Source organism: Mycobacterium vicinigordonae (assembly GCF_013466425.1).
GTDB lineage: Bacteria > Actinomycetota > Actinomycetes > Mycobacteriales > Mycobacteriaceae > Mycobacterium > Mycobacterium vicinigordonae.
The window spans coordinates 2,760,190-2,785,151 of record NZ_CP059165.1 but is presented as its reverse complement, the minus strand read 5'-3'; the positions used below and the strand labels follow the sequence as shown (position 1 = coordinate 2,785,151).

Sequence of the window (24,962 nt, the reverse complement as noted above, 5' to 3'; positions counted from 1 at the left end):
GACGTGATCGAGGATCCGCCGAAAGATGTGCCCGACGCGCGAGTAGGCACAATGTTCGGACCGTACCGGCTGATGCGGCTGCTGGGCAGTGGCGGATTCGGCGAGGTGTACGAGGCTGAGGACACCGCGATGCACCGTGTGGTGGCGTTGAAACTGCTAAGCGCCACCTATTCGCGAGACCCGGTCTTCCGCGAACGACTGTTTCGCGAGGCCCGCACCGCCGGGCGACTACGCGAGCCCCACGTGCTGCCGATCCACAGTTGCGGGGAGATCGACGGCCAGGTCTACATCGATATGCGACTGGTGCGCGGCGTGGACCTGGATACCGTGCTGCAGCGCGAAGGGCCATTGGAACCCGCGCGCGCGGTCGCCATCGTGCTGCAGGTCGCCGGCGCGCTGGACGCCGCGCACGCCGAAACGGTGATCCACCGCGACGTCAAACCGGCCAATGTCCTGCTCTCCGGCGACGACTTCGCCAGCCTGGTCGACTTCGGCCTGGCTAACGCCGCCGGCGATGCCCGGCTGACCAAAACCGGCAAAGCCGTCGGCACCTTCGACTATGTCGCGCCGGAGCGCCTCAATAACACCCCGGTCGACCATCGCTGCGATGTGTACGCGCTGGCCTGCGTGCTCTACGAACTGTTGACCGGTAAGACTCCCTACGCCGACTCCGGCGACCTGTCGGCCCTGATGACCGCACAGCTGAGCGCCCCGATCCCCCGAGCCAGCCACCAGCGGGCCGGCATCCCGGCCGAGTTCGACGAAGTGATCGCGCGCGGCATGGCCAAGAACCCCGACGCTCGCTTCTTCAGTGCCGGCGAGTTCGCCGCCGCTGCCCAGCGTGTGCTCCAGCCCGCCGCGACGACCCGGCCGTGGTCACCCGAACCGCCCGCCGCGCAGCCACTCAGCAGCGCTCTGCCGCCGCCCGCACCCTGGCAGCGCCAGCCAATTCAACAACGGCGACGGGGCAAACCTCGCCGCAGGCTGATCGCGGCCGCCGCAGTCGGCGTGGTCACTGCGCTCGCCATCGCCGCGGTGATCGCCTGGATTGCCCCATGGCGCGGCGACGGCCCTCATACGACAGCCAGCCGGCCGCGGCCGTCGACCGCCACCCCGACCACGTTGCCCTTTCCCCCGCTGGCCGAACCCCGGGGCGTGACAGTGGACAAAGGCGGCACTGTCTACGTCGCCGAGCTCGGTAGAAATGCGCCGCAAGGCCGCATTCTGAAACTAACCCCGAGCGAGAATTCCCCCCGCGAACTCCCCTTCGGCGAGCTGTACGCGTCTGGCGTGGCAACGGACAAGTTCGGCAATGTCTATGTAGCCGACATCAATGCCCGCGGGGTATGGATGCTGGCGCCAGGTGGACACGGCCCGGCGATGCTGCCGTTCGGGCATCTGCAGGACCCGATGGATGTAGCCGTCGACGACGAGGGCACTGTCTACGTTGTCGACATGGGTCTCAAGCAGTTGGTGAGGTTGCGCAGCGGCGCAAGCGGCCCCAAGCAACTGATGCCGACCACACCGCTGGAGAACCCGTTGGGTGTGGCGGTGGATCGGCAGCGAAACGTTTACGTGGTCGCCAATGATGCCCGCAACGTACTCAAGCTTTCACCGGAGGCCACCACACCAACCGAGCTTCCTTTCGCCGGCCTCGATAGGGCATACATGGTCGCGGTCGACAAAAATGGCAGCGTCTACGTCACCGACCCGGGCAAGCATCGGGTGCTGAGGTTGGCCGCCGGTGCCAACTCTTCGACCGAGCTGCCCTTTCCCGGACTGCATTATCCGTTCGGCGTCGCGACCGACGAGGATGACAACGTCTATGTCGTCGACTGCGAGAGAGCGGACCATTGTGTGAACGGACGCGTTCTGATGCTGGGTTCGCCCTCGTGAGGGCGGAAGGCAGGCGGTCGCGTGACTGACCGTGCCGGTACGCGCTTCGGGCCATATCTACTCAAGCGACTACTGGGCGCAGGCGGATTTGGTGAGGTGTACGCCGCTGAAGACACCGTCATGCACCGAGTGGTGGCCTTGAAGGTGCTAACCAGCAGCTACTCGCACAACCCCGCATTCCGCGAACGACTCTTCCGCGAGGCCCGCACCGCCGGACGACTGCACGACCCGCACGTGGTGCCCATCCACGGCTGCGGCGAAATCGACGGCCAGCTCTACATCGACATGCGGCTCATCGACGGCACCGACCTGCAAACCATCCTGGAACACCACGGCGCCCTACCCCCGCCACGAGCAGTCCACATCGTGCGCCAGATCGCCTCCGCCCTCGACGCCGCCCACGCCGAAACCGTAATCCACCGCGACGTCAAACCAGCCAACATCCTGCTCAGCGGTCACGACTTCGCCTGCCTAGTCGACTTCGGCCTAGCCAGCGCCGCCACCGACACCAAACTCACCAGCGAAGGCACCACCATCGGCTCCTTCGCCTACCTCGCCCCCGAACGCCTCGCCTCCGGCCACATCACACCAGGCGCCGACATCTACGCCTTGGCCTGCGTACTCTACGAATGCCTCACCGGATCAGCGCCCTACGCCGACCGAACCGAGATACCAGGCATCATCGCCGCGCACCTAAGCTCCCCACCACCACGGCCCAGCCAGCAACGACCCGACATCCCCGTCGGATTCGACGACGTCATCACCCGCGGCATGGCCAAAGATCCCACCCAGCGCTACCCCAGCGCCGGCGCACTGGCCGCCGCCGCCCAAAACGCCCTTAACAGTCCCCCGGCGGGGCAACCCGCACCCGCAGGGCGACCTGCGCCGATGACGCAGCCCTGGTCAGCACCGCAACCCGCGAAGGCACCCTTGCGCACCAATACGCGACGACGGCGCCTCGCCACCGCCATCGCCGTCGCCGGTGTCTTCGCCGCAACGGCCACGATCATCGGACTTGTCCAGGCCGGCAACCGGCACGCCGCAGGGCCGGGCAGCGCGCCATCGCGCGGGTTAGCTACCACACCGTCTGCAGCTGCTCCGAAACTCAATGCAACGCCCTTGCCGATCATCGGGACGGACTACCTCAAGGGCGTCGCGGTAGACGCTGCCGGCAGCATCTACGTCGTCGACAGCACGGCCATGCATGTCCTGAAACTGACCGCCGGTGCCAGTGCGGCCACCGAAGTGCCCTTCCCCAAGCTGGCCAATCCAGAGTGGGTGGCAGTTGATGGCCCAGGCAATGTGTATGTCGCGGACCGAAGCGCCGGAGGCCGCGGAACCAAATTGCTCAAGTTGGCGCCCGGGGGCGGTGCCGCCACTGAGTTGCCCTTCGGTCCGATCTTCGCGAGCGGTGTCGCCGTCGACTCCGGCGGCAACGTCTATGTATCGACCTCCGACAAAGTGCTCGAAGTCAGCGTCGGGGCCACTGCCCCCACGATCCTTCCGTTCGGCAGCGGGCTATTTCACGGCATCGCGGTAGACGGCACCGGCAACGTCTACGTCGCACAGCAGGGCAGTGTGCTCAAACTCGCCCCGGGTGCCGCCGCCCCGACCCAGCTGCCGTTCGCTCAGCTCGGCGCCGCCCAAGGCGTCGCAGTCGATCAGCGCGGCACCGTCTATGTCACCGACAACGCCGGCGGCAAGGGCCAGTTGGTCAAACTCGCTGTCGGTGCCGACACCTCGACGCCACAGGGCGCGCCGGAGATGCAGGAATTCGCCGGGATTGCGGTCGACGCGGCGGCCAACATTTACCTGACGCAGAACAACCGGCTCCTGAAAGTGCCGGCCAGTTAATCCCACGTAAGCGGATAGGGTCTGGACTGTGAGTCTCGGCCAGGACACCAGCCTCAAAACCCTGCTGGCGGAGGGCGGTCCGCTGGACCCGACGCGGGCAGTCAACGTGGTACGCCAGGTCGCCGCCGCGATCGACGACGCGCACTCGCATCAGACGATCCACCAAGACGTGCGCCCCGCAACCATCCTGGTTTCCGGAGCCGACTACGCATACCTCGCTGAGGGCGGCACAAAATCCGTCGGCCTCGAACCCCTGACCTACCAAGCACCCGAGTTGGTCACCAACAACACGGTGACCTACCGCGCCGACATTTTTGCCTTGACCGCGGTGCTCTACGAATGCCTGACCGGGGTGCCCCCATATCGCTCGGTGACCGGGGACACCGCAGCCCTCATCGCCGCCCGACTGGATGCGCCAATCCCGCAACCGAGTCAACACCGGAAGGACCTTCCGGCCGGATTCGATGCGGTGATCGCGCGGGGTCTGGCCAAGAATCCTGCTGAGCGCTACCCCAGCGCCGCAGAACTAGCCGCAGCGGCCCAGCAGGCATTGACCGGTGCACCCACTAGCAACACACCCAGCAAACCAACCAGGCAAACCCCCGCGGATTCGGCCACCGTCGAGCTGACCCTGCCCTCGACCGCCCCCCAGCAACCGAAGCGGGACCCCCTTCTCGAACAGCCAACGACATACCCGGACCTCCCAACCTTGCCGTCACCATCGGCCAACAACGCACGTCGACGCCGGTGGGCTCTGCCCGTGGCGGCCGGGTTGCTCGTAATTGCCGCGGTGACCGCAGGCGTCATCGCGATACCGCGGCTCACCCGGCACCACACCACTAGCCAGTCTGCGGGCACCGCGACTACGCACACCTACAGCTCGCAGCCAACAGCGTTGCCATTCCCTGTGCTCGATTCGCCGAAAGCCATGGCGGTCGGCCGCGACGGCACTTTATATTTGCTGAGCTCGGTCAGCGGGGAACCCCCCACTGAGCAGTACGCCGGCTCGCCGAAGCGCTTGTTCAAGCTGGCACCGGGAGCCGCCGGCCCGAGCACGATCGAAATCCCGGGCCTCGACATCAGTTTGGCGTCGGCAATAGCGGTGGACGCTGGGAACAACATCTATATCGCCCAGGACAAGAATGTCTGGCGATTCGCGTTGGGAACTGCCAGGCCAATACGGCTGCCGTTTCGGGATCTCATCAGTGTCGCGTCGATAGCAGTCGACTCCGCCGACAATGTCTACATTGTCGGCACTGGCGGTGGTAATGGCGTGAACTACCTAGCCCTGAAACTGATCCCGGGCGACGCCAGGCCCGCACGCCTGCCCTTTAACTTGCAATTGCCACGCGCCATCACAGTCGACCACAAGGGCGATATCTACGTCATCAACAGCGCGGACAAAGGTCAACGCAAGATACTCAAGCTGGCTGCCGGCGCCGGCAACCCGACTGAGGTACCCCTGGCTGGCCTCAAAGATCCTTCGTCACTCGCCGTCGACGGGGCCGGCGGCCTCTTCGTCGCCGATATGTGGGCAGGAAAGGTATTCGAACTACAACCGGGAGCGACTGACCCCGCGGCGCTGCCACAGCTTACGAAGGCAACCGCGGTGTCGGTTGACGCAGCGGGGAATGTCTACGTATGCACCACAATGACCAAAACGGAAGGCGAGCAGATGGTGCTGCCAGGACAGGTGCTGAAGTACGCACCCGATTCCTAGCGTTTCAAGGCCCAGCTTGCCGGGCTTTTTCCACGTGGCAGTTTGGTACGGTCCGATCCATGACCTTGCACGAGCTGCGTCCCGCTGCGGAAGGCTATTCGATCCCGCAGAGCATGCCGACGCTGCCGACCGCGCGTGACTTCCTGACGTCCGCAGGCTTCGGCGGCTCGGCCGCCGTCGTGGCCGCCATCATTCTGGCGCTGATCGCCTACTTCGCCGCGCGCCGGCGAGCGCAGCGCGACGAGCTGCAGTCAGAGCAGCAAGAGCGCCATCACCAAGAAACTCGCGAAGACGAGCAGCGCGCCGCGGCGATCGACCGGTGCTGGCAGCGGCTGGTCTGGGTGGTAGAGACCGCGGGTTTGGAGCCTGCGGCTAATGAACATGCCACGCTCGGTCTCGGCCCCGAGCTTGCTCTTGAGCTGCTACGCGGTCTACTGCGCGATGCCGAGCAATTGGGGGACGAAACGCTGGCCAAGTCGGCGTCGGTCTACCTCAACCAGTTCTCCCTAGTGTTGGCCCAGCAGGCAGGTCCGCTTTCGCAACTCGCGGCTGCGTCGTCGCAGCGGCGTGAACCCCAGGGTCCGCGCGAAGCTCCTGCTGCCCGGCAGGCTCCGCCCGCCAGGGAATCCGCGACGGGGCGGGAGGGACGCCGCGAGCAGCCCAACCAGCCGCTCCCGGTGCCAACTGCGACAGCTACCGACGAGCAAACCACACCCACCGACAACGCCGCTGCTGCGCCTGCCGAATCCGCCGCCGAGGGACGGCGCCGACGCAGGTGAGCACGACCAGGCAACACATCGACGACCAGGACCCCGCCGCGTGGGCGGCGCTGGTCAAGAGCGCCGCAGCCGATTCGGTCGCGGCGGCGCAGCGACTCGGACAGCGGCCCCCGACAGAGCTGGTCGCGCTCGCGGCGATGAGCGAGCGCGAGCTTGTCGAGCAGCGCAACCGCTTCGGGCCGGGGCGCAAGCGGTTGTCACCGGCGATGCGGCTGGTGGAGGCCGACCACATGCGGGTCTTGGCCGAGCAGCAGACCCAAGAGGCTCAGCAGGGCCGCAAAGACGCCGAGGCCGCCGCGGCGATGGCGCGTGCGGAGGCCGAGCAGTCTGCGCGCGCGGCCTCTGCCGCACGTGAGCGGGTGCGTGAAGTGCAGGCGCAGGCCGCACTGAAAGAGGCACAGTGGGCCACCGAGCGGGAGGCCGCGGCGAAGGCCGCCGAGCAGCGCGAAGCGGAACGGGCAGCCGAACGCGCCAGCGCCCAACGAGCCCTGGAACAGGTGCGCGCCGAACTGGTGAAGGTCCGCGCCGACGCGAAGGCCGAACTCGCGGCGGCCAAAGAGCAGTTCAATGCGGCCGAAGCCCGCGCCGAACAACGGATGGGCGAACGTGCCACCGAACGAGCCACCGCGCGTGAGGCTTTCGAGCAGGTCCGCGCGGAACTGGAAAAGGTCCGCGCGGACGCGAAAGCCGAAGTTGCCGCCGCCAAAGAACAAGCCAGCGCCGCCGAAGCCCGTGCCGAACAGCGCATCGCCGAACGGGCCGCCGCCAAAGGGACCGCGCAGCGCGCGCTAGAACAGGTGCGAGCCGAACTCGAACGCATTCGTGCTGACGCCGCTGCCGAAGTGGCCGCCGCGCGCGGGCAGGCCACCGCGCAAATCACCTCCGCGCACCGGGCGGCCGAGACCGAGGTGGCCCGGGTCAGAGCCGAGCTCGAGCAGCTCCGCCAGGCCTCAGCCACCGAGCTGGCCGCCGCGCGCGAACAGGCCGACGCCCAGCTGACGGCTGTTCGCAAAGCAGCTGAGGCCGAGGTAAAGCACGCCCGCACCCAGGCCGAGGACGCGGCGGCGGCCGTCGCCCATGCGCACGCGGAGATCGAGCAGCTCCGCGCCGATTCCGCCGCCGAGTTGACCAAGACGCGCGAGGCGGCGCAGGCCGAGGTCGCCGAGGCTCGCGCCGTGGCGGCTGAAGCCGCCCAGGCCGCGTTGGAGGCCCAGTCGACTCAGGCGACACCATCTGCCGACGCCTCGCCGCATCTGCTGACATTGCCGATTCCGCCGCTGGGTTTGTCGGCGCACACCGGGCCAATCGAACTGGCGGTGTCCACGGTGCGCGAACTCGACCGCATTTTGGAGGCCGGCGCCAGCGAAGGCGGCCCCGCGCGGCGCCCGATCGACGTCGAGACGGTGCGCAACCTGGTCGACACCGCGCACGAGGAAGCGCGCGATCTGGCCGAGTTGTTGCACAACCTGCCGTCCCGCTACTCCGAACAGTGGCAGGTCGAGGCCGCCAACGACTACGCGGCCGCTGCGGCCGCCGCCTATGGCGCTCTGCTGCAACGGGTTTCAGCGGTGGTCGAGCAGTTGCGGCAATTCGACTCGGATGCGAACGCCGAGGCCATCTCGGTTGTCGCCGCGATGCTCGACGATCATCCCTGGCGCCGCGCCTAAGCCGCCAGGCACTCGCGGCCAGGAATCCGGCCAGAGCAGCTAGTGGCTGGGTCCCCCGCGCAGTTTGTTGCCGATCCGGATCCCCGGCAACAGCACGCTGCGCGGTAGCAACCGACCGCCCTGGCTGACGATCTTGGGAACCAGCCCGGGGACCACCCCACGTTTGCCGGACAGCATTCCCCCGATGGCCTGTTCGGCGACCTCCCGCGGCGACACCTGTGCGATCGGGATGCTGAACCGTTCTGCGCTGGCGATCTCGGCCCACTCGGTGGGCACCGGCCCGGGACACAGCGCGGTGACGGACACGCCCGTCCCGTGCAACTCCTCTTGCACTGCCTCGGAGAATGTCAGCACAAATGCTTTGCTCGCCGAGTACACCGCCATGAACGGTAGCGGTTGGAAACCGGCGATCGAGGCGATGTTGAGCACCGCTCCGGCACCGCGCTTGACCATTCCGGGCAGCACCGCACGCGTCAGCTCCATCAGCGCCAGCGCGTTGAGGGTGACCTCTTCGCTTTCGCGGTCCTCGGGCAGCTCGTAAAACCGGCCGCTGGTACCGAATCCGGCGCTGTTGCATAGCCCCGCGATCGGCTCGTTGCGCAACCGGTCAGCCAGCTTGGCGCGGGAGTCCTTGTCGGCCAGGTCGAGTGGGAAAACTTCGACCTCGACCTGGTGCTCGGCGCGAAGCTTCGCGGCCAGTTCGTCGAGACGCTCGCGACGGCGGGCGACCAGCATCAGCGGGAAGCCGCGCTGGGCAAGGCCTTTGGCGAGCTCGGTGCCGATGCCCGAGGAGGCACCCGTGATGACGACGGTCGCGGTCTTATTCGGTTTCGGAAGACTCATGAGATCACCAATGTATCCCTCGGGTCGCCTGCAGGAAGGTCTCACTTCGTCGGTCGAGATCAGTTGTGTCCGAGGACTTTTCACTACCTTTAGCGGCGGATGAGTCGTCGAACATGGTGAACGCCCGGTTGCGCACCCGGTCCATCACCGCCGGGTTGACGGCGTCGGCGAGCGCAGCGAACTGCCCGAACGGCGAACTGGCCCGACGCGGCCGGTGGATCAATGCGTCGGTGATGACGCCGGCGGCCTGGTCCGGGGTCAGCGTCGGGAAGTTGTCGTACATGGTGGTGGGGCTGATCATCGGTGTGCGTACCAGCGCCATGTGCACGGTGGTGAACCGTACGTTGTCGCTCACCGTCTCGGCCTGCAATGCGTCACACAGGCTGTCCAGTGCGGCCTTGCTGGCGATATAGGCGCCAAACCGAGGCGCTCGGGTCTGCACGCCCACCGAGGAGACATTGACGATGTGCCCGTATCCGCGTTCCCGCATGCCGGGGATGAACTTCAGGATCAGCTGGACCGCGCCCAGGTAGTTGAGCTGGATGGTCCGCTGGTAGTCGTGGATCCGATCGTAGGACAGCGCCAGCGATCGCCGGATCGAACGGCCCGCATTGTTGATCAGGATGTCGACCCCACCGAGATCTTCGAGTACCTGATCGGCCATGGCGGCGATGGCATCCATGTCCGAGAGGTCGCACGGGTACACGTGCGCCGCGCCACCGTTGCCGCGGACATCATCAGCGACCTTCTCCAGGTTTTCCAGAGTGCGGGCGACCAGCACGACGGTGCCACCGGACTCGGCGATCTTGTGCGCGGCCGCTTCACCGATGCCGGACGAACCGCCGGTGATCAGGACGGTCCTGCCGTCGACCGCGTCGCTGAGCTTGCGACCTTGTACCGCGTCGAGCAGGTTCCGCAAATAAAACGGCCGGTACCGTCCGGCCGAGTTCGGCGTGTTGAGGATGTTGGACACGGCCGCGAACGGTTTTTCGACCAGGTTCGTGAGGTCACCGAGGTTCATTGATAGTTGCTCCTGAGGGCGGACGGTGTGACATAGGTCATGGAGCCAACCTAGGACATCACCGCGGTCATTGGGTACCGAATGCCGGGCTTGCGCCGGCTCTACGAGGTCGACCCCGGGTAATCGAAGTTTGTCCGGCGTCGCTGGCGTGTCGCACGGGCGGGTCGGAACCTCAACCGGTAATCAGCAGGTATGAGACTGATTGCGGCCCTGCTGGCCATATTGTTGGTCGGCGCCTGCGGCGCAAAGCCGACTCACCCGGCGCCGTCAACTCCTTCGGCGCCGAACACCAGCCCCGCATCCAACTCCACCTCAACCGCCTCGCCCAGCAAGGCGCCTGCGACTTTCGATTGCGCCAAGCCGGCGAACACGGCGCAGCAATTGGTTTGCGGCGACGGGCAATTGACCGAACTGGACCGCCGTGTGCAAACCGCGTACCAGCAGGCGCTGAACCGTCCGGGTGCCGACCAGCCCGCTCTCACCACGGCGCAGAGCGCGTTCGCGACGACGCGGGACGCCTGCGCCGACGCCCCCGACCTACGGACCTGCGTGATCGAGGCCTACCAAACCCGCCTCGTTGAACTGACTATCACCGACCCGGCGACGGTCTCCCCGCCGGTCGTCAGCTATGACTGCCCCGCCGATGCCGGAACGCTGAGCGCCCGCTTCTACAACGACTTCGACCCCAAGACCGCGGTACTGGACTGGAAGGGCAATCGGGTGATCCTCTTCCTGCAGCAGTCCGCCAGCGGCGCCAGGTATGGCCGTCAGGGCTCGGAGTATTGGGAGCATCAGGGCGAGGTCTCTCTCAACCTGGGCGGGACGCAGTTCGTATGTCACACAAAGTGATTCACGCTCATCGCGAAAGGCTCGCGCATTACGCAGACAATAGCGCTACGCAATAGTTGCATGAGGAATCAATCAGAGCTGCCTAAGAGCTGCCGGATGCCCGAAGTCCTCTCCAGTCGACATACAAGAATGCCCGTATGCATCGCAGCTTCGCGGACCTTCTAGCCGAAGCCGCCTCGGCGCCGGTTGACGGCTGGGACTTCTCGTGGTTTGAGGGCCGCGCCACCGAGCAGCGACCGTCCTGGGGTTATCAGCGGCTGATGAGCGACCGGTTGGCCACCGCGACGGCGGCGGTCGATCTGCAAACCGGCGGGGGCGAGGTGCTGGCCGGAGCGCAGCAATTCCCGCCGACAATGGCCGCCGTCGAGTCCTGGCCGCCGAACGCGGCGCTGGCCACCCAGCGGTTGCATCCGCGCGGTGTGGTTGTGGTGGTCACGCCTCCCGAGTCGCCACTGCCGTTCGCCGACGAGGCGTTCGACCTGGTGACCAGTCGACACCCGAACACCGTGGACTGGCCCGAGATCGCCCGGGTGTTGCGCCCCGGCGGCACCTATCTGGCGCAGCACATCGGCCCGGCCACCGTGTCCGAGTTGGTCGAATACTTCATCGGACCGCAGCCGCAGGCCTGGGCGCGGCGCCATCCAGACAATGAACGCGCTCAGGCGCAGAATGCGGGCCTGCAGATCGTGCAGATGCGCCACGAGCGGCTCCGACAGGAGTTTTTCGACATCGGGGCGGTGGTGCATTTCCTGCGCAAAGTGATCTGGGTGGTGCCCGACTTCACCATCGAGCGTTACCACACGCGGTTGCGCGAACTGCACGACCGCATCGAAACCGAGGGGCCGTTCATCGCGCACGCCGCACGGGTCCTCGTCGAGGCACGAAAACCCGAATGACGCCGAACCATACCTTTGAAGACTATGTGGCAGAGGCAGTTTCGGTCTCGGTCGAGGGCTGGGACTTTTCCTGGCTGCATGGCCGGGCCACCGAGCAGCGGCCGTCGTGGGGCTATCAACGGCTGATCGGCCGACGGCTGGCATCGGTGTCGGCGGCCCTGGACATCCACACCGGCGGCGGCGAGGTACTGGCCGGGGTCCCGAAGTTTCCGCCGACCATGGTGGCCACCGAATCCTGGCCCCCGAATGCGGCCTTAGCCACCGCCAGGCTGCATCCGCGCGGCGTCGTGGTGGTCGCCACCGGCGACCAGCCGCCGCTGCCGTTCGCCGCCGAGGCCTTCGACCTGGTGACCAGTCGACACCCGATTACGGTGTGGTGGAACGAGATCGCCCGGGTGCTGCGCCCCGGGGGCAGCTACTTCGCACAGCACCCCGGACCGGCGACGGTGGCGGAACTGGTGACCCAGATCCTCGGGCCCCAACCGCAACTGTGGGCACGGTGGGAGCCGCACACCCAGCGGGCCGAGGCGCAAGCCGCCGGGCTGCAGATCGTCGATATGCGCATGGAGAAGCTGCGCGCGGAATTCTTCGACATCGGCGCTGTGGTGTACTTCCTGCGCAAGCTGATCTGGACCGTGCCCGACTTCACCGCCGAGCCCTACTTGGCCCGGCTCCGCGAGCTGCACGAGCGGATCGTGGCTGACGGGCGCTTCGTCACCCACCCCACCCGGGTGCTCATCGAGGCCCGCAAGCCGTCAGTGCTCGGCGCGTAGCACGTCCAGTGCGTGCTGCAGGTCTTGCGGATAGGGGCTGACGATCTCGATGCGCCGCCCGTCGGCCGGATGCGCAAACGCCAGCGACCGGGCATGCAGCCATTGGCGTTGCAGACCAAGCCTTTTCGCCAACTTCGGATCTGCACCGTAAACCAGGTCGCCGCAGCACGGATGATGCAACGCCGAGAAGTGCACCCGGATCTGGTGGGTGCGGCCGGTTTCCAGGTGCACATCGAGCAGGCTGGCCGCGACGAATGCCTCTACGGTGTCGTAGTGGGTGATGCTGTGGCGACCGTCGGAGGTCACCGCGAACTTCCATTCCGGGCCGTGGTGCCGGCCGATCGGGGCGTCGATCGTCCCGCTGGAGGGGTCCGGATGTCCTTGCACCAGCGCGTGATAACGCTTGTCGACCGTGCGTTGCTTGAAGGCCCGTTTGAGCGCGGTGTAGGCGCGTTCGGAGCGCGCCACCACCATCACCCCGGAGGTGCCGACGTCTAGGCGGTGCACGATCCCCTGCCGCTCATGCACACCCGACGTGGTGATGCGATAGCCCACGGCGGCGAGCCCGCCGAGTACCGTCGGCCCGGTCCAGCCCACCGAGGCGTGCGCGGCCACCGCCGCCGGTTTGTCAACGGCGACGATGTCGTCGTCGGAGTACAGGATCGTCATGCCCTCGATGTCGACGGGCGTGTTCTCAGGTGGCTTCGGCGGTTCGGGTAACCGCACCTGCAGCCAGGCGCCGGGGTGCAGCTTGTCCGATTTGCCGGCCCTCGCGCCATCCAGTTCTACGCCACCCTCTTCGGCAATGGCCGCCGCGGCGCTGCGAGACAGCCCGAGCAGGCGAGCCAGTCCGGCGTCCACGCGCATGCCTGCCAGTCCTTCCGGGACCGGCATCGATCGCTCAGTCATCCGGTCGGGTCGCTGTCGTCCCCGTCGGCGTTGCGCCTCCCCACAGTGTCGAAGTCGTAGCCGAAGATCGACAGCACGACGAGCAGGATCGCACCGCCCACCACGGACGGGTCAGCGACGTTGAACACCGGCCACCAGCCCACCGACAGGAAGTCCACGACGTGCCCGCGCAGCGGTCCGGGGGCCCGGAAGAAGCGGTCGACCAGGTTGCCCATCGCGCCGCCCAGGATCATCCCCAACCCCAGCGCCCACCATGGCGAGACCAGCCGTCGCCCCATCCAGAAGATGCCGACCACCACGCCGGTCGCGATCAGCGTCAGGACCCAGGTGTATCCCGTTGCCATCGAGAATGCGGCGCCGGAGTTGCGTACCAACGTCCAGGTCACCGTGTCGCCGATGATCGACACCGGCTGCCCGGGCGGCAGCAGCCTGACTGCCAATACCTTGGTGATCACGTCCAGCGCGAGTACCACCGCCGCGATCGACAACAGCATGCGCAGCCGCTTGGCCGGCGGCTTCGGCGCGGGAGCCCCGGGTTCGGGGGCTGCCCCGGCGTCACCGGCTGATGTCAGCGGTTCAGCGGATCCGGTGGGTTCCTCGGGCACCCCACCATCATCCACTAGCGACGGTCGGTACCCGGCAGCCACATGGGAACGGGCGCTCATGCGCAATGATTTCCGCATGGGTCGCGTCACCGTCATCACCACTGGGGGAACGATCTCGACGAGCACCAGCCCTGACGGGGTGCGCCGGCCCGCGCACAGTGGTGCGCAGCTGACGGCCGGCCTCGACGTCGACGTCGTGGACGTGATGGCGGTGGACAGCTCCGAACTGGTGCCCGACGACTGGGACCGGGTCAGCGCGGCGGTGCGGGCCGCATTGGATGGCGGTGCCGCCGGGATCGTCATCGCGCACGGCACCGACACCATGGAAGAGAGCGCCCTGTGGCTCGAGCTGACCTATGGGGGCAGCGTCCCGATTGTGCTGACTGGGGCAATGCGCAGCGCCGACGCCCCCGACGCCGACGGCCCGGCCAACCTGCGGGACGCGCTGGCGGTGGCGTCCAGCCCGGCGGCCCGGGACCTCGGGGTGCTGGTCTGTTTTGCCGGCCGGGTATTGCAGCCGCTGGGCATGCGCAAGGTCGCCACCCAGGACCTGAGCGGATTCGCTGGCCAGTTGCTGGGGACGGTGCGCGGCAGCCTCGCCCTCACCGGACCCAAGGTGCGCCCGTTCGTGGGTGAGGTCAGCGCCTCCGACGCCCCGCGGGTAGACATTGTCGCCGCCTACCTGGGTAGTGACGCCGTGGCGCTGGACGCCTTCGCCGCGGCCGGTGCGCGTGGGCTGGTGCTGGAGGCATTGGGATCGGGCAACGCAGGCGCCGCGGTTGTCGACGGAGTCCGCCGCGTATGCCGCGACGGTGTCGTGGTCGCAGTGTCCACCCGGGTTCCCAGCGGCCGGGTCAGCGCGGGCTACGGCCCGGGCCACGACCTGGTGCGGGCGGGCGCGCTGATGGTGCCGCGGTTGGCACCGTCGCAGGCCCGGGTGCTGGTGATGGCAGCGCTGGCGGCGAACCTAGCGGTCGCCGACGTCCTCGACCGCTGGGGCTGAATTCTCCGGATTCCGCCGGACGAGCAGTTCGCCGACGTAGTCCGGCCAGTCCAAGCTGTCTACCGGGTTCGCGGTGGCCAGCTCGGGCGTCTCGATCGGGAATGTCTTGGCCGGGCCCGCGCCGGAGCTGCGGGTCTCGAAGCGGACGGTGACCACGCCGTGCCCGGCGCCTTGCACCCAACCGTGCCCGAGATCGTGGTGCGCGACGTCGTCCCCGATCCGCCACGACGTGCCGCCCTGGCCGGTCAATAACGCCGCACGCATCGTCTCGAAATCCTGATGCGTTTCCTCGGCCGTCTCCGGTCCCAGGTCCAGGTCGGGAAACAACGATTCTTGGCGGACGTCACTCAGACCCGAAAACCCGACCCCCAGCAGCCGAATCGGCCCGATCTGGAGCGGGTCCAGCAGCAGCCTGCGGGCCAGGGCCGCCAGTGCGCCCAGCTCGGTGGTCGCATAGGGCAAGGTCGCCGAGCGGGTCAGGGTACTCATGTCGGATTTCTTGAGTTTGACCGTGACCGTGCGGGCGCCGCGACCATCTTTAAGGAGGCGGCGATGGGCGTGTTCGGCGATCGGCTCGATCGACTCGCGCAGTTGATCCAGTGTGGTCAGGTCGGTGGCGAAGGTGGATTCTGCGCTGATCTGTTTGGCTTCCGCGCGTTCGGCGACTGGGCGGTCGTCGACGCCGCGGGCCAGCCGGTGCAGCGCGGGTCCGACGGTGGCGCCGAGGATGTCGGCTACTTCGGCGTCGGTGAGCGCGGCCAACTGTCCGATGGTGTCGATCCCGAGGCGGTGCAGCTTATCTTCGGCGACGGGCCCGATCCCCCACAGCCGCCGCACCGGCAGGGCGTCGAGCATGACGCGTTCCTCGTCGCGGCGGACCACCCGGATTCCGTCCGGCTTGGCCAGACCGGAGGCTATCTTGGCGATCTGTTTGCCCGAGCCGGCGCCCACCGAGGCGGTCAGTCCGGTCTCGTCACGCACCCGTCGTCGCAGGTGTTCACAGAACTTCTCGACGTCGTCGGAGGACGCGCCGGCCAGTTCGGCCGGCTCGCCGAACGCCTCGTCGAAGGACAGCTGTTCCACGATGGGGACCAGGCTGCGCACGGTGTCGAAAACGCGGCGGCTGGCGACGCCGTACACCACGCCGCGCGGCGGCAACACCACCGCCGACACGCCGACGAGTCGGCGTGCCTGGTGCATCGGCATCGCTGAACGAGCCCCGAACACCCGCGCTTCGTAGCTGGCCCCGGCCACCACTCCCCGGCCCCCCAGCCCACCGACCAGCACGGGACGACCCCGCAGCGTCGGACGGGTCAGCTGCTCGACGGACGCGAAGAACGCATCCATGTCCAGGTGCAGCACCCAACGGGGATCCACAGGTCTTGATGCTATTGGCATGCTCTCGGCCATGCCGGACGGCCGGGTGTTCAGTGCTGAAAATCGTTGTCCGGCTGCCCTTTTGCCCAGTCGATGTAGCGGTCTATCCCGGTCCAGATATCGACGTGCGGCTCGAACCCGATATCGCGTGCCAACGAGATATCGGCCGGGTAGCGAGTAACTTCCCCCGGTCGCGCCGGACCTTCGAATACTCGAACACCGAACTTGTCGGCGATGTAATGGGCGATATCGCGCACGCTGGTATTGGCGCCGCTGGCGAAGTTGATGGACCGGCCTTGCAATGTGGGAGTGTCCAAAACCAGTTGGTATGCCCGGACGACGTCACAGACGTGCAAGTAGTCCCGGGTCGCGGTGCCCTTGCCGAATATCGTGAGATTTCTGCCGGACAGCGCATGGCGGACCAGGATCGGGATCAGCGCCCCGAACGCGCCGCTTTTCTGTCGTTCGCCGAAAATGTTGAACGGACGCACGATCGTAATATCCATGTCGTAAGACTTGTAGTACGAGTAGCAGAGCCGGTCAGCGGCGGCTTTGGAAGCGCCATAGGGACTGTTCGGCATCAATTCGGCGCTCTCGTGCAACAATTCGTGCGCCCCGAGGCTTTGTCCGTCTCCGTAGACCTCGCAGGTCGAGGCATAGATGACGCGGGCGTCGCAGGTCCGCGCAGCCTCGAGAATGTTGTAGGTGCCCATGACGTTGGTGTCCAGAAAGCTTTTCGGATCGCTCAACGATTTGTCGACGTTGACATTTGCCGCAAGGTGAAAGATGACGTCGTGTTCGGGCACAGTTTTCACGGCAAGTTCGGGATCGGTAACCGAGCCGAATACCACGTCCGCGTGCGGGTGCGTCTCGATATTGCGGAGGTTTCTCTTGGCCACGCTTGACAACGTATTTAGTACGGTCAGTTGGTGACCCGCGGCGAGCAGGGCTTCGACGAGATGGCTCCCCTGAAACCCCGCCCCACCGGTCACCAGAATTCTCACCGCAACAAACTCCCGCCCATCGTGTCGTTGTCGGGTGGATACCCGGCCAACACCTTAATGTCATTCCACGACAATTTTAGTTAGCCGACAGCGTTGCGCGCGTACAAAAGGAGGAATCCGGGTTGCTTGCGACCGATGTTCGCCGCGAGGTGGAATTCTGGTGCACGCGTCCGGCCCTGGCTGAGCTGGTGCGCATGTTCGGAGCCAGCGTCCCTGCGGGCCTCGACCTGGTGGCGCGGTTGGCGTGGCTCGACGAGTTCAGCGCCGTGTGGGACTACCGCGGCCGGGCCCGCACCGCCGGTCGGGTGGATACCCAGGACGCCGCCGGAGCGGTCCGGTGGCTGATTCCTCGCCTGGATCGACCCCAGGCACAGCTGCAACGGATCCAGGCGCTGAGCGCCGACCTCGGGCTGGTCGATGAATTCGCACCCACCGGAACGGATTTCGACTTTCTGCTGGTGATCGGCGGCGGCCGCTACACCAATCGCCTGCGGATCGGATACGCGCGTGAGCTGGCGATAGGTCGACGCATTGGGCACGTGGTGCTGGCGGCGGCGTCACGGGCGGTAATGGATTCCGAGCGCGACGCCATCGAGGTTTGCGCGCCCTGGGCCCGCACCGAGTTCGACCTGGTGGTCGCCGCGGCCGCCGAATCGTTCGGGATCGATGCCGCGGACCTGCGCGCCGTTGTGCGCAGCCGCCGATCCCAGCCGCCGCGAGACCAGGCAGTGTGGCGGGTTTCCCCGGACAGCAACAACTTGGGCGTGCCGATCACCCTGCTGGAAACAGCGTCACCCGAGCCGGGTCATCGGCGCGCCAACTCCGCCGACACGTACACCTTCGCCGCCCAGACGGTCGGCATGCAGCACTGCACCTGCCTGCAGGTGGCCGGCCAGCCGGTACTGCCCTACCTGCACTTCGAAGCGCTGAGAACGCTGGCACTGCCGTTCGGAATTCACTTGCAGTCCGCGGGTTTCGGTGTCGACCGCTACAACCGGCTAGGCGTGTTCGACGAGCAGCATCCGGCCAAGATCTTGCAGGAGGTGCGCTCGGCGATCCGGTCGGCGCGTGCCCTGGTCACACCGTGATGGTGCACGGTGTGACCGCGGGGTATGTTCCCGACACCGGCCGTGGACGCCCCCGCGGTGGCCACGGGTGCAGGCCCATGTTGGCCAGGTAGCGCACCGGGCTGATGTGCGCGCCATTTTGGTGGACTTCGAAATGTAAGTAGCCATCCGATGATTCGGCTTCGCGGCCGACCGTGCCGATCTGGGAGCCCGCGCCGACCTGCGCACCGAGCGCGTGGGCTTCGTCGGACCGCAACACGTAGACGAGGTCCAAATTCGCGTTGGATATCGTCACCGAATGCAGGCCGCTGCCGTCGAGAACCTCGGTGCGACTGACGGTTCCGGAGGTTACGGCATAGACGGGCGTGCCCGGCAGTGCGGCAAAGTCGACGCCGGGGTGAAAGGCGCCGGCCCGGGATCCGTAGCCGGCGCCAACGGCGAGCTGCTCACGATCGATCGGGAGTCGCGCGCCGCGTTCGGCCGGGTCGAAATCACTACGGAAGCGGCGGCGATAGTCGGCTACGAGCAGATCGACTTCGTCGCGCGCGTAGCCGAACAGCAACGCCCGGTCGTACGGGACACCGTAGTTCAGCTGACAGTCCGGGTCGATCTTGGCGTAGTGGTCGACCTTGGCTATGCGTTCGGCCAGCGTGGACCAGCCGTTGTGCACCAAATGGATCTCGTTGACCAGCCCGATGCGTCCGTGGTCGGTGATATTGGCCGGCCAGTGCGGGTTGTGGATCAGCCTGGTTCCGGCGCGCAGGCCGGGACGCCAGCGCCAGAACGGTCCGCGCACCGACTCCGCGGGTCCCATCACCGGGATCATTTCCGGGTAGTCGGGGTCGTTCCAGGTGGGGATCATCGGGCACATCAGGGCCGCGATGTCGGATGGGGTGTTTTCCAGCACGCTTCGGACGTCGACGTCCGCCTGCACCACCTGATCAGAGTCAATCATCGCGATCCAATCGGGGCGGCAGAAATCGGCCATGCGGTAGAGCAATTCGAGCCCGGGTGGTTCAGGGATCAGCCACGGCGTGGCGGGCAGGTCGTGGCGCGCGCGCACCAGATTAGTCACCGCCGGATGGCCCGCCAGTATCTCAGGGGTGCTGTCGGTGCTGCGGTCGTCGATCACGTAGATGTCGTCGCACCAACAAGACAGAGAGTCGAGTACGCGGGGCAAGATGTCCTCGCCGTTGTGCACGCGGAACAGGCCGAGAACCCGCATCCCACCTCCGTCTCTTCCGCGGTGCCTGGCCGGAGCCTACCGTTGCCTGGACCGCGCCGAAGCCGTTCAGGCTTTGGCGATATGCACGCGCACCCCGTCGCCGATCTCCGTGCCGTCCACCGGTTCGCCGAATTCGAAACTGGTGGCCAGGATTTCGCCGGCGATGAGATCGCGGTGCGTCCGCGCCCACTCGGCACGTTCGGCGGGTACCGCGATCACCACGCTGATCCGGTCGGACACCTCCAGTCCGCTGGACTTACGCAGCTCCTGCAGCTCGCGGATGCGGTCCTTGGCCCAGCCCTCGGCCTCCAGTTCGGGAGTCACGGTGCCGTCCAGCACCACCAGCCCGGCGCCGCCGGGCAGTGCCGCGGTGAACTCGGGGTCGGCGGCGACAAGCCGCGAGCTGTACTCCTCGGGCTGCAACACCGCGGGGCCTGCCGTCAGGGTGCCGTCGGGGTTGACCACTCCTGCACCGGCCTTGACGGCCTTGATCGCGGCTTGGACGTCCTTACCCAGCCGCGGACCGGCCACCCTCGCGTTGACGGTGAGTTCGAACCGGCCGTAGGTGTCGATCGCGTCGGTCAGCTCGACCGACTTGACGTTGAGCTCGTCGGCGATCAACCCGATGAATTGTTCAAGCTGTCCGGGATTCTCCACTGCCACGGTGAGTTTCGGCAGAGGCAGCCGCACCCGCAGCTTCTTGGCCTTACGCAGCGACGACGCCGCCGAACACACTTCACGCGCCTGGTCCATCGCGGCGACCAAGTCCGGATCCGCCGGTAGTTCGGCGGCCTGGGGCCAGTCGGTCAGATGCACCGAGCGCGCGCCGGTCAAACCACGCCAGATCAGCTCGGTGATCAACGGAAGCAGCGGCGCGGCAAGGCGCGCGGTGACCTCCAGCACGGTGTGCAGGGTGTCGATCGCCTCGGCGTCTTCCACCCAGAACCGGGAACGCGACCGCCGCACATACCAATTCGTCAGCGCCTCGGTGAATTGGCGCAACTGTTCACAGGCCCCGGAGATGTCGCATACATCCAGCGAAGCGGTCAGGTCGTCGCGTAGCACCGCCAGCTTAGCCAGGATGTAGCGGTCCAGCACATTGGTCGAATCAACCCGCCAGGTACCGACTTTCGGCGCATACAGCGCCAGGAAGCTGTAGGCGTTCCAGAACGGCAGCAGCACCTGGCGCACGCCGTCGCGGATACCCTGCTCGGTGACGATCAGGTTGCCGCCGCGCAAGATCGGCGAGGCCATTAGGAACCAGCGCATGGCGTCGGAGCCGTCGCGGTCGAATACCTCGGTGACATCGGGGTAGTTGCGCAACGACTTGCTCATCTTCTGCCCGTCGGAACCGAGCACGATGCCATGTGCGACACAGGTTTTGAATGACGGCCGGTCGAACAAAGCGGTGGCCAGTACATGCAGGGTGTAGAACCAGCCGCGGGTCTGCCCGATGTACTCGACGATGAAGTCACCCGGGTAATGACTGTCGAACCAGTCGCGATTCTCGAACGGGTAGTGAACCTGCGCGTACGGCATGGAGCCGGAGTCGAACCACACGTCGAGCACGTCGGGAATGCGCCGCATCGTGCAGGAGCCGGTCGGGTCGTCAGGGTTGGGCCGGGTGAGTTCGTCGATGAAGGGCCGGTGCAAGTTGTCCGGCCGCACCCCGAAATCGCGTTCGAGTTCGTCGACGCTGCCGTAGACATCGATCCGCGGGTAGGCCGGGTCGTCGGACTTCCACACCGGAATCGGGGTGCCCCAATACCTGTTTCGGGAGATCGACCAGTCGCGGGCACCCTGCAGCCATTTGCCGAACTGGCCGTCCTTGACGTGTTCGGGATACCAGGTGATCTGTTGGTTGAGTTCCACCATCCGGTCGCGGAACTGGGTCACCCGCACGAACCACGACGACACCGCCCGATAGATCAGCGGGTTTCGGCAGCGCCAGCAGTGCGGGTAGGGGTGCTCGTAAGTTTCGTGGCGCAGCAGCACCGCGCCGTTGACCGCCACCGCACCGCCACCGTTCTTCAGGTCCCGGATGATGTGCGGATTGGCGTCAAAGACATGCTGGCCGTGATAGTCCGGCACGGACGAGTCAAAGCGACCCGCTGCGTCCACCGGCGTGACCGGCACGATTCCGGCCGCGTCGCCGACGGTCATGTCATCCTCGCCGTAGGCCGGCGCCAGATGCACCAGGCCGGTGCCGTCCTCGGTGGTGACGAAGTCGGCGGGCAGCACCCGAAAAGCGTTGGGCGAGTCCATAAAATACGGGAACGGCGGCAGATACCGTACCCCTACCAGATCCGCGCCGCGATAGGTGCCCAGCACCGCGGGGTCGTCACCAAGCTCGCGCGCGTAGGCGCCCAGCCGCGCCTCGGCCAACACGAAGCGCCGATCCCCCACGGCAACATGCACATACGTCACGTCCGGGTGCACAGCGACGGCGAGGTTGGACGGCAGCGTCCAGGGTGTGGTCGTCCAGATCAGCAGGTACGCTCCGTCCAGGTTGCCGCCGTTGATCTTGAAACCGACCGTCAGGGCTGGGTCTTGACGGCTCTGGTAGACGTCGTCGTCCATGCGCAGCTCGTGGTTGGACAGCGGGGTTTCGTCGCGCCAGCAGTACGGCAGCACGCGGTAGCCCTCGTAGGCCAGGCCTTTGTCCCACAACTGCTTGAACGCCCAGATCACCGACTCCATGTAGGGCAGATCGAGCGTCTTGTAGTCGTTGTCGAAATCGACCCAGCGCGCCTGACGGGTGACGTACTGCTGCCATTCATCGGTGTAGCGCAGCACCGAAGCGCGGCAGGCATCGTTGAACGCGGCGATTCCCATCGAGTCGATCTGGGATTTGTCGGTGATGCCCAACTGGCGCTCGACCTCGAGCTCGGCGGGCAAACCGTGAGTGTCCCAACCGAATCGGCGCTCTACCTTGTCGCCGCGCATGGTCCGATACCGCGGCACGATGTCCTTGACGTAGCCGGTCAGCAGGTGCCCGTAATGCGGCAGGCCGTTAGCGAACGGGGGCCCGTCGTAGAAGACGTACTCGGGGGCACCGTCGCGGTTGGCGATGCTGGCGCGGAAGGTATCGTCGTGGAACCAGTAGTCGAGCACCTCCAGTTCGAGCGCCGGGAAGTCGGGTGTCCCTGCGGCCAGCTTCGGATAGTTCTCAGTCATCTTGCGGCGCTCCCGTTGTGCCCTGGTGCTTCAGGCACGGGGACGACGAATGCGCTGGTGCGCGAACGCCGCGGTACCACCCCGCTTGCCACGCAATCCGCGTGACCGCTCGTGACGGCTGTGACGGGCCTACCCGTTCGGTTCTACTGGGCCGGATCGGCTGTTCTTCCGAAGGCTCCCCGGGGATAGCCGGATCTACGCCAATGTGTCGATTTTAAAGGACTCCGAGGAGCTAACCGGCCACAGGGCTGGGCCTGCAGTCGGTTAGCTCCTCGGAGTCCCCGGTAGCGCACTAACCACGGCGTTACGCCTGAACTTCGAGTACGCCGATGCGCCACAGCGCGGCGTACACGTGCCGCAGCGGGATGCTGAGCAGCCGGGCGGCGCCTTCGATCAGCGGGTCGCTGCCGGCGGCGGCGACTGCGTCGACGCGCGGCGTCTTCTTGGCGGCCGGCGTCACCGGAACATCGCGCACAACGCGCAGCGTGGGAGCACTGGGGAAGGTAACAACTTCGTCGTACAGTGCAGCGGTCATGATCGCCTCCTCGGTTGGAAATCACACGTTGACAGGGGGAGCTTGAAACTTTCTTGGGAGGTCCCGACCCGCAACGGTTCCGAGTCAAACGGCTCAACCGCGAGCGTCGTGCCGGAGACCGGTCAGGGACGAAACAAAGCCCGGATATCGACCCGGACTGCCACTGGAACTCATGCGTCCCTCACCTCCTCTCGGTCACCTGTCACGCGGCGTTCCGCGTGACCTACGCGCACAAAAAGGAGGACAGAATCCGGCGATCGCCGGAAATCCGCACCCCTCTCGTCAGAGCTTTGGCACTACCCGACGTGTCCGGTTAGCCGGAAGCCACCTGGGCTCAACCCTTAAGCCGGGAGGAGCTGTCCTGACCCGGGGCGTCTTTCGACGTTCGGGGTCAGTGGCCTGTGTTCGGTGTAGCCGCCTCACCTAACGAGGTGCTTGCCTGACCGATGATGCACCACCGGGCGGGCTGGGTCAACGCGCCGTACCCCCGTTTCGTGATCTTTATGCTTCTGCTACGGACGCGGACAGCGTTTGTCCAGCTTCAGGCCTCGTGAGCTGCGAAAACATGCGTATGTGCGAAGTCACATTTTCATTTGAGTTCGCTATGTCAGACGGTCGAGTCTTCCGATGGTGTCGATGTATTCCTCGACCATGTCGAGCACGACTGCCCGGGTCGGCCGTACCCGGTCGAGCGAGCCCACGACTTGGCCGACGAAGTAGGTCGCCAGCTCGCGGGCCTTGGCGCCTGGCTGGTTAGCAGCCTGGTTGATCCGCAGCTGCGAGTCGGTGACCAGTGCGGTCTGCAGTGGCATGCCGAGCGGGTCGGGGGTGTCGGATCGTGCCCATTCGTCGGTCCAGGCGGTGCGCAGCATGCGCGCCGGCTTGCCGGTCAGCGACCGGGACCGCACGGTGTCCGACGAAGTCGCGGCCAGGAATTTGTCCCGGACCACCGGCACGGTTTCGGCTTCCTCGGTGGTCAGCCACACCGACCCGCACCACACGCCCTCGGCACCCAACGCCAGCGCCGCGGCGATCTGGCGCCCCCGGGCGATCCCGCCGGCCGCCAGGACCGGCGTCGGCGCCACCGCGTCGACCACTTCGGGAACCAGCACCATGGTGGACACCTCACCGGTGTGCCCGCCCGCCTCGGTGCCCTGGGCGACGATCAAGTCCACGCCGGCCGCGGCATGGCGCTGCGCATGCTTGGTGGTTCCGGCTAGAGCGGCCACCAACACGTCCTGGCTGTGGGCGCGTTCGACCAGATCATGCGGCGGCGGTCCGAGCGCGCTGGCGATCAGCCGAATATTGTGGCCGAAGGCCACTTCCAGCAACGGTTCATAGCCCTTGGGTGAGATGTTGAGGCCGCCTCTGATCGCTTCTTCGTCCTCGGCGTGGGGGGCAACGCCGTAGCGGTTCATCAGTTCGTCGAGGAACGCACGATGCTCTTCGGGCAGTAGGTCCTGTGCCTGCCGCGAGTTGATCCCGCCGGTGTCGGCGCCAACGTACTTGGGCGGCAACAGCAAATCCACGCCGTAAGGCTTGCCGCCGGTCTCCTGCTCGATCCAGGCCAGTTCGCTTTCCAGGCGTTTCGGACTGTGGGCGACGGCGCCGAGGACCCCGAATCCACCGGCGTTGGTCACCGCGGCGACCACGTCGCGGCAATGGCTGAAAGCGCAGATCGGAAACTCGACGCCGAGCATCTCGGCAACCCTGGTTCGCATGTCGCCGACGCTACGCCCTCGCGCCTTTACCCTTTGCGCCG

General features: G+C 66.5%; 20 protein-coding genes and 1 riboswitch. Of the genes, 10 read left to right on the top strand and 10 right to left on the bottom strand.

The features are described from left to right. The first annotated feature begins 3 nt into the window (after positions 1-3). The 5 genes from H0P51_RS28945 to H0P51_RS12710 are packed head-to-tail and all read left to right on the top strand — an operon-like array spanning position 4 to position 7,916. Positions 4-1,896, top strand: coding sequence for a serine/threonine-protein kinase (locus H0P51_RS28945; RefSeq protein WP_281374008.1), 1,893 nt, complete (start codon positions 4-6; stop codon positions 1,894-1,896). A gap of 21 nt (positions 1,897-1,917) precedes the next feature. After that, a complete protein-coding gene (locus H0P51_RS12725) occupies positions 1,918-3,750 on the top strand; it encodes a serine/threonine-protein kinase (protein WP_180918395.1) in 1,833 nt (610 codons plus the stop codon). Between the two features lie 28 nt (positions 3,751-3,778). Continuing rightward, complete coding sequence (locus tag H0P51_RS12720; RefSeq protein ID WP_180918394.1) at positions 3,779-5,470, top strand: serine/threonine-protein kinase; 1,692 nt, start codon at positions 3,779-3,781, stop codon at positions 5,468-5,470. Between the two features lie 59 nt (positions 5,471-5,529). Further along, entirely contained in the window at positions 5,530-6,249 is a 720-nt protein-coding gene (locus H0P51_RS12715; RefSeq protein WP_180918393.1) for a hypothetical protein, read from the top strand. Then, entirely contained in the window at positions 6,246-7,916 is a 1,671-nt protein-coding gene (locus tag H0P51_RS12710) for a hypothetical protein (protein ID WP_180918392.1), read from the top strand. The genes H0P51_RS12715 and H0P51_RS12710 overlap by 4 nt, the downstream gene beginning before the upstream one ends. 39 nt (positions 7,917-7,955) lie before the next feature. Here the strand turns inward: H0P51_RS12710 and H0P51_RS12705 are convergent, their stop codons facing one another. After that, positions 7,956-8,759 carry an SDR family NAD(P)-dependent oxidoreductase gene (locus H0P51_RS12705; protein ID WP_180918391.1) on the bottom strand — a complete coding sequence of 268 codons (804 nt, stop codon included), beginning with the start codon at positions 8,757-8,759 and terminating at the stop codon, positions 7,956-7,958. 4 nt (positions 8,760-8,763) lie between these two features. Next, positions 8,764-9,780, bottom strand: coding sequence for an SDR family NAD(P)-dependent oxidoreductase (locus H0P51_RS12700; RefSeq protein ID WP_180918390.1), 1,017 nt, complete (start codon positions 9,778-9,780; stop codon positions 8,764-8,766). A 192-nt stretch (positions 9,781-9,972) separates the two neighbouring features. Here H0P51_RS12700 and H0P51_RS12695 point away from each other — a divergent pair, with 192 nt between their 5' ends. The 3 genes from H0P51_RS12695 (at position 9,973) to H0P51_RS12685 (ending at position 12,298) form a co-directional block, all read left to right on the top strand. After that, positions 9,973-10,629, top strand: a complete 657-nt coding sequence (locus H0P51_RS12695) for an MliC family protein (protein ID WP_180918389.1) — start codon at positions 9,973-9,975, stop codon at positions 10,627-10,629. Between the two features lie 137 nt (positions 10,630-10,766). After that, on the top strand, positions 10,767-11,525 hold the full coding sequence (locus H0P51_RS12690) for a class I SAM-dependent methyltransferase (protein ID WP_180918388.1): 759 nt from the start codon (positions 10,767-10,769) through the stop codon (positions 11,523-11,525). Next, the gene (locus H0P51_RS12685; protein ID WP_180918387.1) at positions 11,522-12,298 is read left to right on the top strand and encodes a class I SAM-dependent methyltransferase; all 777 of its coding nucleotides are present in this window, start codon (positions 11,522-11,524) and stop codon (positions 12,296-12,298) included. Before H0P51_RS12690 ends, H0P51_RS12685 begins: the two co-directional genes overlap by 4 nt. On the opposite strand, the gene H0P51_RS12680 is transcribed toward H0P51_RS12685, so the two are convergent. Beyond that, the gene (locus H0P51_RS12680) at positions 12,281-13,207 is read right to left on the bottom strand and encodes an RluA family pseudouridine synthase (RefSeq protein WP_180918386.1); all 927 of its coding nucleotides are present in this window, start codon (positions 13,205-13,207) and stop codon (positions 12,281-12,283) included. The genes H0P51_RS12685 and H0P51_RS12680 overlap by 18 nt on opposite strands. After that, on the bottom strand, positions 13,204-13,812 hold the full coding sequence (lspA, locus tag H0P51_RS12675; RefSeq protein ID WP_180918929.1) for a signal peptidase II: 609 nt from the start codon (positions 13,810-13,812) through the stop codon (positions 13,204-13,206). Before lspA ends, H0P51_RS12680 begins: the two co-directional genes overlap by 4 nt. A gap of 76 nt (positions 13,813-13,888) precedes the next feature. On the opposite strand from lspA, the gene H0P51_RS12670 reads away from it, so the two are divergent. Continuing rightward, positions 13,889-14,815 carry an asparaginase domain-containing protein gene (locus H0P51_RS12670; RefSeq protein ID WP_246398600.1) on the top strand — a complete coding sequence of 309 codons (927 nt, stop codon included), beginning with the start codon at positions 13,889-13,891 and terminating at the stop codon, positions 14,813-14,815. On the opposite strand, the gene H0P51_RS12665 is transcribed toward H0P51_RS12670, so the two are convergent. Both H0P51_RS12665 and H0P51_RS12660 read right to left on the bottom strand, forming a co-directional pair. After that, positions 14,780-16,192 carry a DNA polymerase IV gene (locus tag H0P51_RS12665; protein WP_484549466.1) on the bottom strand — a complete coding sequence of 471 codons (1,413 nt, stop codon included), beginning with the start codon at positions 16,190-16,192 and terminating at the stop codon, positions 14,780-14,782. The genes H0P51_RS12670 and H0P51_RS12665 overlap by 36 nt on opposite strands. A gap of 50 nt (positions 16,193-16,242) precedes the next feature. Continuing rightward, positions 16,243-17,196, bottom strand: coding sequence for a dTDP-glucose 4,6-dehydratase (locus tag H0P51_RS12660; RefSeq protein WP_180918384.1), 954 nt, complete (start codon positions 17,194-17,196; stop codon positions 16,243-16,245). Between the two features lie 122 nt (positions 17,197-17,318). Between H0P51_RS12660 and H0P51_RS12655 the strand changes: the two genes are divergently transcribed. Beyond that, positions 17,319-18,284, top strand: coding sequence for a hypothetical protein (locus H0P51_RS12655; protein WP_180918383.1), 966 nt, complete (start codon positions 17,319-17,321; stop codon positions 18,282-18,284). On the opposite strand, the gene H0P51_RS12650 is transcribed toward H0P51_RS12655, so the two are convergent. The 4 genes from H0P51_RS12650 to H0P51_RS12635 all read right to left on the bottom strand — a co-directional run bounded on the left by H0P51_RS12650 (position 18,274) and on the right by H0P51_RS12635 (position 24,921). Next, positions 18,274-19,488: a peptidoglycan DD-metalloendopeptidase family protein gene (locus H0P51_RS12650; protein ID WP_180918382.1), complete on the bottom strand. Its 1,215-nt coding sequence runs from the start codon at positions 19,486-19,488 to the stop codon at positions 18,274-18,276. The genes H0P51_RS12655 and H0P51_RS12650 overlap by 11 nt on opposite strands. Before the next feature lie 66 nt (positions 19,489-19,554). Then, on the bottom strand, positions 19,555-22,665 hold the full coding sequence (gene ileS / locus H0P51_RS12645) for an isoleucine--tRNA ligase (protein ID WP_180918381.1): 3,111 nt from the start codon (positions 22,663-22,665) through the stop codon (positions 19,555-19,557). A gap of 304 nt (positions 22,666-22,969) precedes the next feature. Then, positions 22,970-23,200, bottom strand: coding sequence for an Rv1535 family protein (locus H0P51_RS12640; protein WP_180918380.1), 231 nt, complete (start codon positions 23,198-23,200; stop codon positions 22,970-22,972). Between the two features lie 267 nt (positions 23,201-23,467). After that, a riboswitch (M-box (ykoK) riboswitch) is annotated at positions 23,468-23,638 on the bottom strand. Between the two features lie 164 nt (positions 23,639-23,802). Beyond that, positions 23,803-24,921 carry an NAD(P)H-dependent flavin oxidoreductase gene (locus H0P51_RS12635; RefSeq protein WP_180918379.1) on the bottom strand — a complete coding sequence of 373 codons (1,119 nt, stop codon included), beginning with the start codon at positions 24,919-24,921 and terminating at the stop codon, positions 23,803-23,805. Positions 24,922-24,962: the final 41 nt, after the last annotated feature.

Coding starts and splice junctions, on each gene's coding strand:
- ileS (WP_180918381.1), bottom strand. CDS start 22,665: ATGACTGAGAACTATCCGAAGCTGGCCGCAGGGACACCCGACTTCCCG.
- H0P51_RS12640 (WP_180918380.1), bottom strand. CDS start 23,200: ATGACCGCTGCACTGTACGACGAAGTTGTTACCTTCCCCAGTGCTCCC.
- H0P51_RS12685 (WP_180918387.1), top strand. CDS start 11,522: ATGACGCCGAACCATACCTTTGAAGACTATGTGGCAGAGGCAGTTTCG.
- H0P51_RS12670 (WP_246398600.1), top strand. CDS start 13,889: ATGGGTCGCGTCACCGTCATCACCACTGGGGGAACGATCTCGACGAGC.
- H0P51_RS12690 (WP_180918388.1), top strand. CDS start 10,767: ATGCATCGCAGCTTCGCGGACCTTCTAGCCGAAGCCGCCTCGGCGCCG.
- H0P51_RS12700 (WP_180918390.1), bottom strand. CDS start 9,780: ATGAACCTCGGTGACCTCACGAACCTGGTCGAAAAACCGTTCGCGGCC.
- H0P51_RS12680 (WP_180918386.1), bottom strand. CDS start 13,207: ATGACTGAGCGATCGATGCCGGTCCCGGAAGGACTGGCAGGCATGCGC.
- H0P51_RS12650 (WP_180918382.1), bottom strand. CDS start 19,488: ATGCGGGTTCTCGGCCTGTTCCGCGTGCACAACGGCGAGGACATCTTG.
- H0P51_RS12635 (WP_180918379.1), bottom strand. CDS start 24,921: ATGCGAACCAGGGTTGCCGAGATGCTCGGCGTCGAGTTTCCGATCTGC.
- H0P51_RS12705 (WP_180918391.1), bottom strand. CDS start 8,759: ATGAGTCTTCCGAAACCGAATAAGACCGCGACCGTCGTCATCACGGGT.
- H0P51_RS12695 (WP_180918389.1), top strand. CDS start 9,973: ATGAGACTGATTGCGGCCCTGCTGGCCATATTGTTGGTCGGCGCCTGC.
- H0P51_RS12715 (WP_180918393.1), top strand. CDS start 5,530: ATGACCTTGCACGAGCTGCGTCCCGCTGCGGAAGGCTATTCGATCCCG.